The organism is Anabaena sp. 4-3 (assembly GCF_001597745.1).
Classification (GTDB): Bacteria; Cyanobacteriota; Cyanobacteriia; order Cyanobacteriales; family Nostocaceae; genus Trichormus.
In genome coordinates, this window is record NZ_LUHJ01000012.1 from 1 (window position 1) to 15,505 (window position 15,505).

The window sequence follows — 15,505 nt, forward strand, 5'->3', positions numbered from 1 at the left end:
CCTGTCATTCATCTCATCACTTCCGCTATCGCGGTAAGTGAGAGGCTTCTGTCAGTTCAAGCTAAAAATTAACGGATTTTTCACACCTGACGCACCCTAGTAAATGTCAGTGACGTAAGTTCTGAAAAAGTTCTGTAGAGACGTTGCATGCAACGTCTCTACAACCCCCATTCCCTTGTAATAAGAATTACCCGAACTTGATATTACTACTCAACTACAGGTAATCCCGCTAGTGCCATTGCTACCTCATCAGGATTATATTCGGTATCAATAAGCCGTCCCGCTTGATAATCCATGTAAGCTTGCATATCAAAGTGTCCATGTCCACAAAGATTAAATAGGATAGTTTTACTCACTCCTTCTTCTTGACAACGTAAAGCCTCATCAATCGCTGCTTTAACTGCATGGTTCGCTTCTGGTGCTGGTAAAATTCCTTCGGCGCGTGCAAATGTTAATCCGGCGGCAAAGCAACTGTTTTGATATTCAGCACGGGATTCCACTAATCCTAAATTCACAATATGACTAACTAGGGGAGCCATACCGTGATAGCGCAAACCGCCAGCGTGAATTCCGGCTGGCACAAATGAGCTACCTAAAGTGTGCATTTTAGTCAGTGGAGTTAGGTGAGCAGTATCACCAAAGTCATAAGCATATTTACCACGAGTTAATGACGGACAAGCGGCTGGTTCTACGGCTATGACTTGTATATCTCTTTCTCCTCGCAGTTTAGCACCGATAAATGGAAAGGCAATCCCAGCAAAGTTACTACCGCCACCTGTACAGCCAATGACAATATCTGGATAATCTCCCGCCATCTCTAATTGAGTCAATGCTTCTTGTCCAATCACAGTTTGATGTAGTAGGACGTGATTGAGTACACTACCTAAAGCATACTTAGTCTGTTCATCAGCAGCAGCTACTTCCACCGCTTCACTGATGGCAATGCCTAAACTACCTGTACTATTAGGAGATGCTGCCAAAATTTTACGTCCGGCTTGGGTTTCATTGCTGGGGCTGGCTACTACCCTAGCCCCATAACTTTCCATTAAGGCTCGGCGGTAAGGCTTCTGCTGATAGCTGACATTAACCATGTAAACTAAAACTTCTAGACCAAATAGCGCACCAGCAAAGGCTAAAGATGAACCCCACTGTCCCGCACCTGTTTCAGTGGTTAATTTTTTAACACCAGCTTGTTTGTTGTAATATGCTTGAGCCACAGCAGTATTCGGTTTGTGACTTCCAGAAGGGCTAACACCTTCATATTTGTAGTAAATTTTGGCTGGTGTGTTCAAAGCTTGCTCTAAACGACGGGCGCGATAAAGCGGGGTTGGTCGCCATTGGCAATAAATAGAGCGCACTTCTTCCGGGATTTCAATCCATCTTTGTTGACTAACTTCTTGCTCTATCAGTGCTAAGGGAAACAAAGGTAATAAGTCATCTGGTGTAATTGCTTTCCCTGTGCCTGGATGTAAAACTGGTGGTAATCCTTGCGGTAAGTCAGCTTGTATGTTGTACCAAGCTGTGGGCATTTGCTTTTCAGTCAGAGTGTATTTAATTGTGTCCATATCACGAGTAAATGCAGGTATTTTAGCGTACCTCTCATTTTCCAAGAAAAAGGCAGGACTTAGGCAATTGGCTTATTAGTAGTGGACTAACTTGACTAATAGGTTGGGGTGCGACTGCCGTGCATGGTTTCGCGGCTTGGGGCGAATGACATCCTAGTTGGGTTGCGCTGCGCTTAACCCAACCTACATCTTGGGTTGGGATGAAAAATGTTAAAATCTCTCCAGCACAAATGCTTTCAGGCATCTTTTGATGATTTCTGATTTTGCCGATTCTGTAAGACTAGATACAGCCCTTTCCGTATCTGGGTTAACTGACTATATTCGCTTGCTGTTGGAGCAAGATGAGTCACTGCGACAAGTTTGGGTAACTGGTGAAGTTTCCAGTGCTAATAATCATCGGAGTGGGTTGTTCTTTACGCTACAAGATACTGATGGCACAGCCGCTATTAAGTGTGTGGCTTGGAGTAGTCAAGTGGCAAAACTCGCCCAATTACCTGTGTCTGGGGAACAAATCATCGTTTTGGGTAGTATTCGTCTATACCCACAACGGGGAGAGTATCAATTAACAGTCTGGCAAGTTTTACCTGCTGGTGTGGGTTTGCAAGCTCTACGCTTTCAACAATTACGCAATCGGCTATTAGCTGAGGGTTTATTTGATACTGCAAGAAAGCGATCGCTTCCCTTGCATCCCCAGACTATCGCCGTTGTCACTTCTCCCACTGCTGCGGCTTGGGGTGATATTCAACAAACCCTCAAGCAACGATATCCAGGGTTACAGGTTTTATTTTCTCCGGCTATTGTTCAGGGTGAGCAAGCACCAGACTCTATTGTAAAGGCGATCGCACGAGTAGAAAAAGATGGACGCGCCCAAGTGTTAATCTTATCTCGCGGTGGCGGTGCGGTTGAGGAATTGGCTTGTTTTAATGATGAACGGGTAGTTAGAGCCGTTGCTAATTGTTCTATACCAGTAATTACGGGGATTGGTCATCAAAGAGATGAATCTTTAACTGATTTAGTCGCAGATGTTTGCGTTCATACACCTACGGCAGCAGCAAAAACAGTTGTACCTTCACTGACAGAGCTATATACTCAACATCGGCAACGACTAGCAGCTTTAAATGAGGCGGTGCTGACTTCTCAGACAAAAGCTGTGAACCGACTGCAAACATTACGTAACCGTTTGCGAAATCTGCGGTTAGATAGACAAGTTAGAGAAGAACTGCAAAAATTAACTTGGCAACGTCAACAATTGTTACAACTGACAATGAGGCGATCGCAGCAAGCCGAGCAACATTTAGAAATGTTACGCCAAAAATTAGCCACCCTCGATCCCAAAGCGGTGTTACAGCGTGGTTATGCCGTAGTCAGACAAGAAAATGGTGCGATCGCTCGTACTGCTCATGACTTAATTGTAGGGCAAGAGTTGTCAATTCAATTAGCACAAGGTGAGGTAACAGTAAAAGTTATAGAAGTCAAAAATCAACAACCACCAAAGCGCAAAGGACGGAAAAAAACTCATCATGAAACGTAACAATTCTTCTAATTCTGATGCTGTATTTAATGGTAATTATGAGGAAAAAGTTGCAGAAATAGAAAAAATTATTTCTCGCATAGAATCAGGTAATTTAGAACTAGAGGCTGTGTTTGACCAGTTTGCAATTGCTGTTGAACATTTACGTCAATGTGAAACATTTTTACAGCAGCGACAGCAACAAGTTGATTTATTGATTGAAACTTTGAGCGATGATTGAAGTTTCAGGATGTAGATAAATTTGTTTGAACTTATATTAATGAATGTGAAAATATTATAATTTTGTTCGTAGTAAGCGGCTCTAGCCCTTTTCTTATTACTACGAAGCTTTTATTATTTACACGAGCTTTATTAATTATTAAGATACAAGGGATAAAGACATAATCATGAGTTAGAGTAGTGCGAACATCTCCAGCCCTTAAATACCAGGTTATGCGTCTTTTTTTATGTTCTTTACTACTGCTGCTCACCTTTGCATTTTCGTTCGCACCAGCAGTTAAGTCAACACCACCGACTTCACAAATTGAGCAATATCTAATTAATGCACAATTTCCAGAGGGAAAAGCGGCTCTTGAGGCGAAACTCCAGCAAAATCCTAATGATGATCAAAGTCGATTTGGTTTGGGTGTTGTGCAACTGATGGGGGCAACTGAAAAGTTAATGCAGTCGCTTTATACTTATGGTTTACAGCAAAATGGTATTACTCAATTTTTCCCGATTTTACGGCTTCCTGTTCCGGTAAATCCCCAACCGCAGCCAGTCACCTATCAAGATACTCGTCAAATTCTGCAAGACTTACTGAATAATTTAACTGCTATCGAAACTACTCTCGAACCTATCAAAGATAATACAGTTAAACTGCCTTTGCGAATTGGTTTAACGCGGATGGATTTTAATGCTAATGGCAAGCTAGAAGAAGATGAATCTTTCTGGAAAACTTTCAGCTTATTGACAGGGATACAAGCAACAGAAGAAGCTGCCCAAAATTTTGCGATCGCGTTTGATATGGGCGATGTCGTATGGCTCAAAGGATATTGCAATTTACTCTCAGCAATCATTCAGGTTGTTTTAGCTCATGATGAAAGTAAACTGTTTGATTCTACTGCTCATTTAGTTTTTGCCAATCCACAAACTCCTTATTCCTTTCTCGCTAATGGTACAGGAATATTTAGTTTTGGTAATGTCGATATTAGCGACATTGTGGCATTAATTCATTTGATTAATTTTCCAGTTGTAGAACCACAACGTTTAACTGCGGCTTTGCAAAATTTTCAAACAGTCACAGCCTTAAGTCGTGAATCTTGGAATTTAATTTTAGCGGAAACTGATAATGATCGAGAATGGCTACCCAACCCCCGACAAAAAGCGGTAATTCCGAATGCAGTAGTTACTCAAGCTATGATTGATAGTTGGTTGAATTTTTTAAATGAAGCAGATACCTTGTTCACAGGTAAAAAGTTAATTCCCTTCTGGCGAAAACGGGAAGTAAGAGGGATTAATTTAAATCAAGTCTTTACCCAACCCCGTGGGTTTGATTTAGTGCTGTGGGTGCAAGGAACTGCTGCTGCACCCTATCTAGAGTTTGGTAAGCAAACAGATACAGCTACTTGGCAACAATTATTGCAGGTTTTCCGAGGACAATTCTTTGAGTTCGCTGCTTGGTTCAATTAAAATTAGGAACATTAGGAAAATGTTAAGCTATAGGTGAATTATTCAGATATCGTTGGTTAGTAATTACCCCAGAAAAACTATGACTAGCTTAATCACAACTAGCCCATCTTCAAGTATTCAACTGCAAGAACAGATTGAATATCCCAATGCGGGAGTTCTCAGTAAGGTTATCTTTCAAGACCAAGCTTGTCAATATACTTTATTTTGCTTGGCTGCTAATACAGAAATTTCTGAGCATACATCAACTCGTAATGCCACTATCAACGTGATAGCAGGTAAAGGTTTACTCACTTTATCAGGAAATAATATCACGTTAGAACCGGGAATTTTTGTCTTTATGCCAGCTAATGCACCCCATGCTTTAAAAGCTGAGGAAAATTTAGCATTTCTGCTGACACTTTCTGAGAAAGCAGCAGGTAGTAACTGATAATTTGAGGATTTTTGGCTAATGCAATTATTACAAACAACTTTTGCTCAACATTTAGATTTATCCCCTACTCAGATAGACGCAATTCTGACTAAGCCACTCAATCAGGTTCTAGAATCTCCTGAATTACAGCACGAACTCAACAGTTTAGATACTGATTTACTCAGACAAACCTTACCAACAGCAGGTACAGTTTTAGCGCAGGAATTACCACCTTTTTATAACTGGCTAAAACATGAGTTGCATGTGCAGCGTGTTCCTGATACTCCAGAACACACGACAAAATGGGTAATTGGTTTTCTCAACAATCAAGAAAGTTTAACTAACTTAGTGAATTTACACCGCCCAGTACCCCGTTTAGCTTTGGAAGCTGCTGTTCCTCGCTTAGTTGAGTTATTCGCCGGAGTGGAAGATGATAGAGTTAAGCAGGAATGGCAAAAGGCGATCGCAGCTTTATGCTTAATTTTAGTTGTGGATGCTCGTGAACAACATCCTTAGTCCGTCATTGCTTAACTTTGCCAGTAATAATTAACTTAAGTTTATCACAGTTTGTAATAGTTGATTTACTTAGACTGAAGTTTATTGTAAAATCATACCATTGACAAAATAAATCATACTTAAGACTTAGGTCATTCTCAATGGTTATTGATTGCAATAAATCTTATCCCAAGAGATTAATTTTGTGTTTAGGTGTTTTGTGTGGTGCTGCGGCTGCTGTGATTTCCCAGCCAGTTTATTCACAGCAAAGTAATAATGTACCTGCCCTGAGAATTTTAAGAGTCACTTCTACGGGCGGTACTACTTTTAAGCTCAAAGACAATTGGTTTCTTCAATCTAGCGAAATTAAAGAAAATAATAAAAAGTGTGCTGTTAGAGCAGGTGACAAATTTTTTGTTGCGTCTATTAATGATAATCGCAACAGTAATACACAGTACCGTGAAGGTAATAGCTTAAAAAGTCTCACAGATTACTATACTGTCACTTTTGACAAAACACTGGCTTGTAATCAGCAAAATCAAACATGGTATATATTTAAAAAACATGTTCAACAATTACAAGCCGTGCCGATGCGCTAGCCTAAGATTTATTGCTTACAAGTATAGCTATTAATCTTGCTAACAATTTCTCTGCTAAATCTGAGCTTTCATCGTCGCCTAAAAGACTTTTCACAGCAGTTAACCTGTTGTTTGGGGAAGTAATTCTCCAAATTTCTTCTAGGTTTACTGCTATATCAAAAAGTGAGCGATCGCCTAAATCTTGGCGTAATCTGACAGCCACAGCATCATCACTGACCAAATATTCTTTAATTCTATCAAATACCGCATTGCAAAATAGTTCCTCATGTTCCCAGTTTTCTAACCAATCTCCCTCGACATCTTCAATGTAAAGATGGATAAAATTTACTCCATAACTCAGCCAGTCTTGTTGCATTTGTCTGGCTGTAGCTAAAGCTTCGGTAAATGTGTCCATCTGATTTGTGTAGCTATTGGTTGGGTTATTGTGAGCCATATCAAGCTGTGATGGGCAAAGAAATTATGTATTTTCAGTCAAGACAACAATTCAGAATCTTACATGATTAGGACATTTTTAAATATTTACCCCTAGCCAGATAATCACTGTTATAAAGTGCTATATTTACTAGCTTATGAATAAAATTAGCATCCTGGGGATTATAGCTAAAAAACAATCCTCTTTCTATTTCCCAAGCACGTAGAGTATTTTCCCATGCTAGGTACTTTTGGTGATTTAGTTCGTCACTCACACTGGTAACTTGAATGCAGAGTGGTTGCTCGTGATGATTACTAACAATTAAATCTGTTGCCATAGATAGGTCTGCAATATAACGCTGCCAAAAATTTCCGTTTCGATTGGCAATATTCTGCGCTATAGCTCTAATTATATCATCATCTTCTTGGTTGAATTCACCTGACATTAATTTTTGTTTCCAAATATAAAACTTGGAGTCACTCGCATTAATCCACCTAGGAAACAGATAACCATACCAGTATCTTTCATTCGGTGTCATTTGCTCAAATTTGGCTGTTTGTTCTTCTCTAGATGGCAGTGATTGAATCATCAACCAAATCGTAGAATCTGTAATCACCTGCAACAAAAACGCCAGCACAAAGGGTTTAGCAGTCAGAGAACCAGGCTTAATATCTTTTACCCAACGATTAATCTCATCTAATTTTCTGGCTAAATTAGGATCTATCGAGGAGGCTTGCTCGATCAGTGATTTGATTTTTTCTTTAATCTCTTTTGCTTGCAAGCGATCGCCTACTTCCTATTACTAAAGCTTCTTACCAAAAATATCAATATCTCAGTGAGTAATATTTATTTTCTCCCAAAAATTTAATTAAAATTTTATATTTTTGTATACATGAGCATTAAGTGGTCATCAGGTCAAAAGTCAGGAATTTTACCTTGGGTAGATTTAGTCATTATAACTTCTGATCATACTAGGTGACTAATATTCAGCGTGATTAAAACTGCCATTGAGCAGTATGGCATCAAGTCTCACCCCTAGCCGTGAATAAATTTCCCTGCTTAACGAAACTAAAAGCACTTGTGTATAACTTTGGGTACAAAATAGTTTTCAGTTACAACACCGTTACAAACGATAGTTATGTCTCAGCCAACTATAGAATCAATCCTACAAGAGAAGCGTTTATTTCATCCTCCGGCGGAATTTGCACAGCAAGCCCATATTAAAAGCTTAGAAGATTACCAACATCTCTACGACAAAGCCAAAGCTGATCCGCAAAAATTCTGGGCGGAATTAGCCGAAACTGAGTTACATTGGTTTGAAAAATGGGATACCGTGCTGGATTGGCAACCACCTTTTGCCCAGTGGTTTGTTGGCGGTAAAATTAATATTTCTTACAACTGTCTTGACAGACACCTGACTACATGGCGTAAAAATAAAGCTGCATTGATTTGGGAAGGAGAACCGGGAGATTCGCGGACTCTCACCTATGCCCAACTGCATCGGGAAGTGTGCCAATTTGCTAATGTACTCAAGCAACTGGGAGTCCAAAAAGGCGATCGCGTCGGAATTTATATGCCGATGATACCAGAAGCAGCGATCGCTATGTTAGCCTGTGCCAGAATTGGCGCACCCCACAGCGTTGTCTTTGGTGGTTTCAGTGCCGAGGCGTTACGCGATCGCTTAATAGATGCTCAAGCTAAATTAGTGATTACAGCTGATGGCGGTTGGCGTAAAGATGCAATTGTACCACTAAAAGAACAAGTAGACAAAGCGATCGCTGATGGTGCAGTCCCCAGCGTTAAAGATGTCCTCGTCGTCCAACGTACCGGACAGAAAACCCAGATGGAACCCGGACGTGACCATTGGTGGCATGATTTACAAAAGGGCGTATCGGCTGACTGTCCCGCCGAACCGATGGACAGTGAAGATATGCTATTTATTCTCTACACCTCTGGCAGCACAGGCAAACCCAAAGGCGTTGTCCATACCACAGGCGGTTATAACTTATATAGTCACATCACCACCAAATGGATTTTTGACCTCCAAGACACAGATGTTTATTGGTGTACTGCCGATGTAGGTTGGATTACCGGACACAGTTACATAGTTTACGGCCCCCTGTCCAACGGTGCAACCACATTAATGTATGAAGGTGCGCCTCGTGCTTCTAACCCCGGTTGTTTTTGGGATGTGATCGAAAAATACGGCGTAAGCATTTTCTACACAGCACCAACCGCAATCCGGGCATTTATTAAAATGGGTGAACACCATCCCAAAGCCCGCAATTTGTCATCCTTGCGCTTGTTGGGAACAGTCGGCGAACCCATCAACCCAGAAGCCTGGATGTGGTACTATAAAATTATTGGTGGTGAACGCTGTCCCATCGTTGATACTTGGTGGCAAACAGAAACCGGCGGGATTATGATTACACCGCTACCAGGAGCAATTCCCACCAAACCCGGTTCAGCAACTCTGCCCTTCCCTGGGATTCTTGCTGATATTGTAGATTTAGATGGTCACTCCGTCGGTGAGAACCAAGGCGGTTACTTAGCCGTGCGTCATCCCTGGCCGGGAATGATGCGGACAGTCTACGGCGACCCGGAACGCTTCCGCCGCACCTATTGGGAACACATACCCCCCAAAGATGGCAACTATACTTATTTTGCTGGGGATGGTGCGAGAAAAGATGAAGACGGCTATTTCTGGGTGATGGGGCGTGTGGATGATGTATTGAATGTTTCAGGACACCGCCTGGGTACAATGGAAATTGAATCAGCCTTAGTGTCTCATCCGGCTGTAGCTGAGGCGGCTGTGGTTGGTAAACCAGATGAACTCAAGGGTGAGGAAGTGGTAGCCTTTGTGACATTAGAAGGTACTTATCAAGCCAGTGAGGACTTGAGTAAGGAATTGAAAAAGCACGTAGTTGCAGAAATTGGTGCGATCGCCCGTCCTGGTGAAATTCGCTTTACTGACGCATTACCGAAAACGCGATCGGGTAAAATCATGCGGCGGTTACTGCGAAATCTCGCCGCCGGGCAAGAGGTGGCTGGTGATACTTCCACATTAGAAGATAGAAGCGTCTTGGATAAGTTACGCGAAGGTGCGTAAATCATTCCAGATTCTTCATTATTTGGGGTAGGCGAAACAGCCTACCCTTGATTGTGCTGGTGATCAGGACTAAAGTCCCGACTACAAACTATATACACCTACTACTAAGTAGTTCACCTCGCTGTATCATGGGGATCAAAGCATGATGGAGGGATGGGACGATGCAGCACAGCAGCCAAGTAATATCAGTAATTGTTCGACCTCTTAGCTATGTGTGTTTGAGTGTCATTACTGTAATTAGTGTATTGTCCTATAGTTCCATCACTGTCAAAGCACAGGAACAATTGCCGCATAAGTTAGCTTGTGAAGAAGTTTTAAATAACCAACGGCAAAAATGGCAAGCTAAACCAGTACAAAAACTAGCACAATTTACTGATTCAGTACAAGAGCGATCGCAACTAATTCAACAAGCAAATGATTTATACAGTCGGCGCGACTTCCAAAACGCACAAGTTAGTTTATGTGAGTTAGTTAAGAAATACCCCAAAGATGCTTTTGCACACTTTCAGTTAGGTAATGTATTGTTTCGCCGCAAGCAACCAGAAGCAGCAATTAGTGCCTACAGAGAAGCCATTCGCTTTAATTCCAAATATGCCCTAGCTTATAATGCCATTGGTATGGTTTATGCGAGTCAAAATCGTTGGACAGATGCGATTTCTGAATATGAAAAAGCTTTAAAAATTAACTCCAATTATGGCGATGCAATGATGAATTTTGGTCAGGCGTTGTGGCAAGTAAATAAGAAAGATGAAGCAAAATCTGCATTAGAAAAAGCTTTAAATATATTCAAGTCACAAAGTAGGAACGAGAAAGTTTACCAAGTTGAGCAAATTTTACAGCAGATAAAAACACTAGATAACCCCAGTGTTTCTTAGAGGTTATTTGACAAGCATTGTTATTCACATCAAAATCGATTAAACCTAACCCCCCTTACCCCCTTCCATACAAGGAAATGGGCGAAAATGTAGAGACGTTGCATGCAACGTCTCTACATTTTATGTTCAGAGGTTTGGAGAGGGTTTTCTAGTATAATATGAAGCTTTATAAACATCACCTGAGCCACAGTTTTGCGCTGCGAGTAAGCATCAGCCAAGTGTCATATCTTGCAGCATTCTCAATAAGCTACTGGCGATGCACAGCCAACAACGTAAAACTAAGGCTTTAAGCAACTTGCAAGCAATGCCCACCCTACAAAAATTATCATCAAGGAACAGGTGCAAGATGTGTGAAGTTCAATAATATCACAAAACCTTAAGTAAATATACTGTTAATTATCCTATTATTTCAGGATATTTTTATGATAAGTATGGCACTGGTTAATAAGAGAAACTTGTTTAATCATGCCTAAGCACGAAAATTTGAGAATATAAACCGAGTCCTTATATAGACTTTAATCTATTCTAAATTTTTATGCCGTACCTCAAAGCCAAACATTTAACAGCATCCTCTAAACGCTTTAATGATGAACTAGAGAAAGTCAATCCCCACTTAATATACGTAGGGGGAAAAATCAACTTTCAGTCAGAATCGCATTTGGAAGATTATATTGAAGCTAATTTTGAAAAAATCTTTCCTGAATTAGTTTTAGTCAAGCGTCAGCATAATATTAAAATGCAGCGATGTGATTTACTAGGTTTTACTAAATCAGGCAAACAGCCAGTAATAATTGAGTTAAAGAATGAGGAGGATAGAGGTTTAGTTTCTCAGTTAACTCGTTATCGAAAGGCGATTTTGCAAGAACAACCATTTTCAGATATTATAGATTACTCTTTGCCAGTCAAGTTAATAGCGGTTTCACCTGCTTTTCATGAAGATAACTATACAGACAAAGAGGCTTCAAAATTTGAGGATGATATTTGCTTTTATGAGTTTAGTATTGAAAGAAGTAATAACTCAGCTAAATTCAAACTCTGTAGTCAAACTTATGATATTTCTTACCCTATCTTTGGTTTACCTGATAGTCCAACAAGTCCTGAGTTATCCCAAAGAAGTTTATCAGCTTTTATTATAAATTTTAGAAATAATTTGCCTCAAGAATATTGGGATGATTTTACAGCTTTGCGAACACTGCTAATGGCTCAACCAAAAGTAAAAGAAATGGTTAGCTCTAGCTATAGAAAGGTACTATATGCAACTGGTGAAGGAGAGAATCATAAGAAGTTAGCAGAAATAACAAATACTAGCAAAGAAGTTAGATTATATTTGTGGTTGCCCACAATGGTAAAAACAAATATAAAAATCCCTGTTGCACGATTTGGACTGCTTTTAGCTAAAGATAACAATCCTTTCTCTGAAAATTCTCTTGTTGAATGGTTGGTGTATACTAAAAATACTATTGATATGAAAAATAAACCTATTAAGAATATCTGCCCATCATTTAATAGGGATGGTATGCCAATATGGACTAAACCTAACTTATACCTATATTACGCTTCATTAGGATCACCAAATACATTTCAGTTGTTGATATATCTTTTGAAAGGTATTACACCACCAATTGATGAGGCTACTTTGGCATGGTGGACTTCTTTTGAAAAACAAAGTCCTGAAAATTTAGGTTGGTATATTGATTTAGCGATAAAGACTTGGAACTACAGGTTGAAATAGGGTACTGACATTTTACACCAGTTGCTTTATTGCCATCACAGTGCGGCGATGCACAGCTTACACTTCGCTTAAAACCTGATTTTTACATTGCGTGCATTGCCCACCCTACGATTGATGAAGATGCACTTGATTCTGCAATGTAGAGACTAGCTATGCTTAGTCTCTACATTTTAGGGGAATTATACCTGTTTTCAAATCAGGGTGAATTAAGCAAACGAAGAAAACCCGAAATTGGGGGGAATATCTTGAATGCGTCCAGAGCCGATCGCCTGTAAAGCTTCTCTTAAGTTAATATCACCAGTATATAACGCCCGTCCCACTATTACACCTGTAACACCTTGGGGTTCTAACGCCAACAAACTCAATAAGTCGGTGACAGAACTTACCCCACCTGAAGCAATCACTGGTATAGAAATTGCGTCCGCTAGTTCCCGCAAAGCTTCTAAATTCGGGCCTGACAGAGTACCATCACGGTGAATGTCAGTATAAATAATTGCGGCTGCTCCTAGTTCTTGCATTTGTACTGCAAGTTGGGTTGCTAATACTTGCGAAGTTTCCAACCAACCACGAGTAGCTACCAGTCCATTGCGCGCATCTATCCCGATGATAATTTGTTCTGGGTATTTTTGACACAGTTCTTGTACTAGCTGGGGTTGTTCAACGGCGACAGTACCGAGAATCGCCCACTGTACACCAAGATTAAACACCTGTTCTACACTAGCTTGGTCGCGTAATCCGCCGCCAATCTCAAGTGGTACAGAAACAGCTTGAGCGATCGCTTCTATTGCTCCTAAGTTTACTACCTTACCAGCTTTTGCCCCATCTAAATCTACAATGTGCAGCCTGGTTGCACCTTGCTCTACCCATTGTTTGGCAACATCAGCCGGATTTTCACTAAAAACTTGTGAGCGATCGTAGTCTCCCTGATACAGTCGCACACACCGACCATCTAATAAATCAATCGCTGGAATTACGTCCATAGAAATTTCCCCTGTTTAATTAACATAGTTATTAATCATGGGGCATCAAACAAGTCAAAAGTCAAAAGCAATATTTTTGAATTTTGAATTTTGAATTTTGAATTGATTTGTCCCCAATCCCTTATATTTCGCTTTTACGCTCTTGTAATTTCTTGACAGCTTGGTGAAAACCCAAGACAATCAAAATATTAGAAAGGGTCAAAAAAACTTCCGCACCACCGTGTAGCCAATCTATGTTAGCTAAAGCTTCGCCATAATGGACTTTGGCATAAATCCCGGCGGGAATCGTCACACCTACAAATACGAGAGTGCCGTAAAATCCATATAATGCTAAACGGGGCATTTGTTGACTGCGGCTGATAAACCACAAGAAACCCAAATACGGAAACAGTGACAAAGCAAATAGGGTGTCTTTAGATATCATCGCTCTGATTTGATAGGTTTTGCATCAAAAGAATTAGCGGCTGTTTTGCTGTTGCGGGAATCCAGCCAAATCCACACCGCCGCCGCCCATAAGGTAAAATTACCAACTACAGTCATACTAGCTTGCAGCGTCACTAACCATTCTAAAGCTTGGGAGTTGTCGAAATAATGCCAGGTACAAGCACACATAGCACTCACCAAAGCTGGTAACATCCCAAAGGATAATCCCCACCAACGGCGATTACCAGTGAGTTCGCCATAAGTCCAGATTAACCAAATTGCGACAATCCACTCAATAACGCTAGAAACATGAATAATCCAAGTCGGAATTGAAAGAGGGTGCATAGAAATTCAAAATTCAAAATTCAAAATTCAAAGTTGTTGACTGTTGACTAGGTAAAAATTTTTCTCCTCTGCTTCCTCCGTTTCCTCTACTCCCTCTACTCCCTTGTCCATCTTCCCATAAGCCAATTCAACTTTTTGTAGCAAGATGGCTGACTTGTGATTAACTATTGGGAAAAAGCTGATAAAGTTAAATCCAACATCCACAATTTTTCATGGTGACGATGCGATCGCTCTTATCTGGATATTACGGCAAAGGTAACGGTGGTGATGAAGCTTTACTAGCGACACTGCTACAGATGCTACCACCTGATGTTACTCCTGTGGTGCTGTCTGGTAATCCAGAAGAAACACGCGATCGCTATCATGTAGAAGCATACAATCGGATGGCTCCCTTGGCTGTACTGCAAGCTTTACGTTCCTGTGATGCTTTCATTTGGGGTGGGGGAAGCTTAATCCAGGATGTTACTAGCACCATTAGCCCCTTTTATTATGGTGGGTTGATGGCATTAGCGCAAAGCATGGGCTTAAAAACTATCGCTTGGGCGCAAGGTATCGGCCCTTTGTTGCGTCCTCAAACACGCTTGTTAGCTAGACAAAATTTTGCAGGTTGTACCAAAGTTAGTGTACGCGATCGCGCCAGTGCGGCTTTATTATCTGAGTGGCAAATTCCTCATATCTTAGCACCTGATCCAGTTTGGGCTTTGGCAGCTCAACCAGTACCAGAACTAGAAAACTTACCCGCGCCCAGAGTTGCTGTCACCTTAAGAAAGCACCCCCAATTAACACCAGCCCGGTTAGCTAATTTAACTCATGCTTTAGTAGAATTCCAAAAAACCACACAGACTTTTATTCTCTTGCTGCCATTCCAAAAAAGCGAAGACTTAGAAATTGCTCAAACCATACAACCACACCTGACTGATGTTAGCCAAATATTGTGTCTAGAAGACCCACAACTTTTAAAGGGTGTGTTTCGTGGTGTAGAAATGGCTATTGGAATGCGGTTACACAGTTTAATTATGGCTGCTGCTGAAGGCTGTCGCTGTTTTGCTCTCAGTTATGATCCCAAAGTCAACCGTCTCATGGAAGATTTAGCCATACCTGGCTGGGATTTAGCAACTTTACCAGATGATACCAATTTAATTAGTCAAACTTGGATAGATCATTACACAAATGGTCAGCAGCTTTCAGCAGCAAAAATCCAATCTTTAGTAAATGCAGCGTTGACACATCATGAATTATTAACTCAAGCCCTCATTTAGAGGTTTTTAAGCTAATTCGGTAAATTGTCATCTATCTTTTAGATGATATTTTACTAATTTATCGTCTAATCTTATTTAATGTAATTCATATTACATTTTT

The 15,505-nt window shown here is 40.6% G+C and carries 17 protein-coding genes; 10 read left to right on the forward strand and 7 right to left on the reverse strand.

Translation table 11 applies throughout. The features are described 5' to 3' along the window. Positions 1–206: 206 nt before the first annotated feature. The gene (locus A3775_RS01680; RefSeq protein ID WP_066382601.1) at positions 207–1,565 is read right to left on the reverse strand and encodes a TrpB-like pyridoxal phosphate-dependent enzyme; all 1,359 of its coding nucleotides are present in this window, start codon (positions 1,563–1,565) and stop codon (positions 207–209) included. A gap of 250 nt (positions 1,566–1,815) precedes the next feature. Between A3775_RS01680 and xseA the strand changes: the two genes are divergently transcribed. The 6 genes from xseA to A3775_RS01710 all read left to right on the forward strand — a co-directional run bounded on the left by xseA (position 1,816) and on the right by A3775_RS01710 (position 6,270). Continuing rightward, positions 1,816–3,096 (forward strand): exodeoxyribonuclease VII large subunit, encoded by a 1,281-nt coding sequence (gene xseA, locus A3775_RS01685; RefSeq protein WP_066423597.1) that lies wholly within the window; start codon positions 1,816–1,818, stop codon positions 3,094–3,096. Then, positions 3,083–3,316: an exodeoxyribonuclease VII small subunit gene (gene xseB, locus A3775_RS01690; RefSeq protein ID WP_066423599.1), complete on the forward strand. Its 234-nt coding sequence runs from the start codon at positions 3,083–3,085 to the stop codon at positions 3,314–3,316. Before xseA ends, xseB begins: the two co-directional genes overlap by 14 nt. Positions 3,317–3,528: 212 nt before the next feature. Further along, on the forward strand, positions 3,529–4,767 hold the full coding sequence (locus A3775_RS01695; protein WP_066423601.1) for a hypothetical protein: 1,239 nt from the start codon (positions 3,529–3,531) through the stop codon (positions 4,765–4,767). A gap of 79 nt (positions 4,768–4,846) precedes the next feature. Further along, positions 4,847–5,194, forward strand: coding sequence for a cupin domain-containing protein (locus tag A3775_RS01700; protein ID WP_066382591.1), 348 nt, complete (start codon positions 4,847–4,849; stop codon positions 5,192–5,194). Positions 5,195–5,215: 21 nt separating this feature from the next. Then, positions 5,216–5,692 (forward strand): hypothetical protein, encoded by a 477-nt coding sequence (locus A3775_RS01705; RefSeq protein ID WP_066382589.1) that lies wholly within the window; start codon positions 5,216–5,218, stop codon positions 5,690–5,692. A 140-nt stretch (positions 5,693–5,832) separates the two neighbouring features. Next, the gene (locus A3775_RS01710; RefSeq protein WP_066382587.1) at positions 5,833–6,270 is read left to right on the forward strand and encodes a hypothetical protein; all 438 of its coding nucleotides are present in this window, start codon (positions 5,833–5,835) and stop codon (positions 6,268–6,270) included. 1 nt (position 6,271) lies between these two features. Here A3775_RS01710 and A3775_RS01715 read toward each other — a convergent pair whose 3' ends face one another. Further along, entirely contained in the window at positions 6,272–6,703 is a 432-nt protein-coding gene (locus A3775_RS01715; protein ID WP_066382585.1) for a hypothetical protein, read from the reverse strand. Between the two features lie 67 nt (positions 6,704–6,770). Continuing rightward, the gene (locus A3775_RS01720) at positions 6,771–7,463 is read right to left on the reverse strand and encodes a hypothetical protein (RefSeq protein ID WP_066382583.1); all 693 of its coding nucleotides are present in this window, start codon (positions 7,461–7,463) and stop codon (positions 6,771–6,773) included. A 357-nt stretch (positions 7,464–7,820) separates the two neighbouring features. Here A3775_RS01720 and acs point away from each other — a divergent pair, with 357 nt between their 5' ends. From acs to A3775_RS01735, 3 genes are all read left to right on the forward strand, one after another. Next, on the forward strand, positions 7,821–9,791 hold the full coding sequence (gene acs, locus A3775_RS01725; protein WP_066423603.1) for an acetate--CoA ligase: 1,971 nt from the start codon (positions 7,821–7,823) through the stop codon (positions 9,789–9,791). A gap of 161 nt (positions 9,792–9,952) precedes the next feature. Next, positions 9,953–10,666 carry a M48 family metallopeptidase gene (locus A3775_RS01730; RefSeq protein WP_066423605.1) on the forward strand — a complete coding sequence of 238 codons (714 nt, stop codon included), beginning with the start codon at positions 9,953–9,955 and terminating at the stop codon, positions 10,664–10,666. A gap of 535 nt (positions 10,667–11,201) precedes the next feature. After that, positions 11,202–12,398: an endonuclease NucS domain-containing protein gene (locus A3775_RS01735; RefSeq protein ID WP_066423607.1), complete on the forward strand. Its 1,197-nt coding sequence runs from the start codon at positions 11,202–11,204 to the stop codon at positions 12,396–12,398. A gap of 206 nt (positions 12,399–12,604) precedes the next feature. On the opposite strand, the gene hisA is transcribed toward A3775_RS01735, so the two are convergent. From hisA to A3775_RS24550, 4 genes are all read right to left on the reverse strand, one after another. After that, entirely contained in the window at positions 12,605–13,378 is a 774-nt protein-coding gene (gene hisA / locus A3775_RS01740; protein ID WP_066423608.1) for a 1-(5-phosphoribosyl)-5-[(5-phosphoribosylamino)methylideneamino]imidazole-4-carboxamide isomerase, read from the reverse strand. A 121-nt stretch (positions 13,379–13,499) separates the two neighbouring features. After that, entirely contained in the window at positions 13,500–13,802 is a 303-nt protein-coding gene (locus A3775_RS01745; protein ID WP_066382573.1) for a DUF3593 domain-containing protein, read from the reverse strand. After that, positions 13,799–14,146, reverse strand: a complete 348-nt coding sequence (locus tag A3775_RS01750; RefSeq protein ID WP_066382571.1) for a DUF2499 domain-containing protein — start codon at positions 14,144–14,146, stop codon at positions 13,799–13,801. The genes A3775_RS01745 and A3775_RS01750 overlap by 4 nt, the downstream gene beginning before the upstream one ends. Positions 14,147–14,173: 27 nt before the next feature. Then, the gene (locus tag A3775_RS24550) at positions 14,174–14,350 is read right to left on the reverse strand and encodes a hypothetical protein (protein ID WP_197480076.1); all 177 of its coding nucleotides are present in this window, start codon (positions 14,348–14,350) and stop codon (positions 14,174–14,176) included. 17 nt (positions 14,351–14,367) lie between these two features. On the opposite strand from A3775_RS24550, the gene csaB reads away from it, so the two are divergent. Then, entirely contained in the window at positions 14,368–15,405 is a 1,038-nt protein-coding gene (gene csaB / locus A3775_RS01755; RefSeq protein ID WP_066423660.1) for a polysaccharide pyruvyl transferase CsaB, read from the forward strand. Positions 15,406–15,505: the final 100 nt, after the last annotated feature.

Excerpts from the sequence above, each read along its gene's own strand:
- A3775_RS01680 (WP_066382601.1), bottom strand. The coding sequence starts at position 1,565 with ATGGACACAATTAAATACACTCTGACTGAAAAGCAAATGCCCACAGCT.
- xseA (WP_066423597.1), top strand. The coding sequence starts at position 1,816 with ATGATTTCTGATTTTGCCGATTCTGTAAGACTAGATACAGCCCTTTCC.
- A3775_RS01695 (WP_066423601.1), top strand. The coding sequence starts at position 3,529 with ATGCGTCTTTTTTTATGTTCTTTACTACTGCTGCTCACCTTTGCATTT.
- A3775_RS01700 (WP_066382591.1), top strand. The coding sequence starts at position 4,847 with ATGACTAGCTTAATCACAACTAGCCCATCTTCAAGTATTCAACTGCAA.
- A3775_RS01705 (WP_066382589.1), top strand. The coding sequence starts at position 5,216 with ATGCAATTATTACAAACAACTTTTGCTCAACATTTAGATTTATCCCCT.
- A3775_RS01710 (WP_066382587.1), top strand. The coding sequence starts at position 5,833 with ATGGTTATTGATTGCAATAAATCTTATCCCAAGAGATTAATTTTGTGT.
- A3775_RS01715 (WP_066382585.1), bottom strand. The coding sequence starts at position 6,703 with ATGGCTCACAATAACCCAACCAATAGCTACACAAATCAGATGGACACA.
- acs (WP_066423603.1), top strand. The coding sequence starts at position 7,821 with ATGTCTCAGCCAACTATAGAATCAATCCTACAAGAGAAGCGTTTATTT.
- A3775_RS01730 (WP_066423605.1), top strand. The coding sequence starts at position 9,953 with ATGCAGCACAGCAGCCAAGTAATATCAGTAATTGTTCGACCTCTTAGC.
- A3775_RS01735 (WP_066423607.1), top strand. The coding sequence starts at position 11,202 with ATGCCGTACCTCAAAGCCAAACATTTAACAGCATCCTCTAAACGCTTT.
- hisA (WP_066423608.1), bottom strand. The coding sequence starts at position 13,378 with ATGGACGTAATTCCAGCGATTGATTTATTAGATGGTCGGTGTGTGCGA.
- A3775_RS01745 (WP_066382573.1), bottom strand. The coding sequence starts at position 13,802 with ATGATATCTAAAGACACCCTATTTGCTTTGTCACTGTTTCCGTATTTG.
- A3775_RS01750 (WP_066382571.1), bottom strand. The coding sequence starts at position 14,146 with ATGCACCCTCTTTCAATTCCGACTTGGATTATTCATGTTTCTAGCGTT.
- csaB (WP_066423660.1), top strand. The coding sequence starts at position 14,368 with ATGCGATCGCTCTTATCTGGATATTACGGCAAAGGTAACGGTGGTGAT.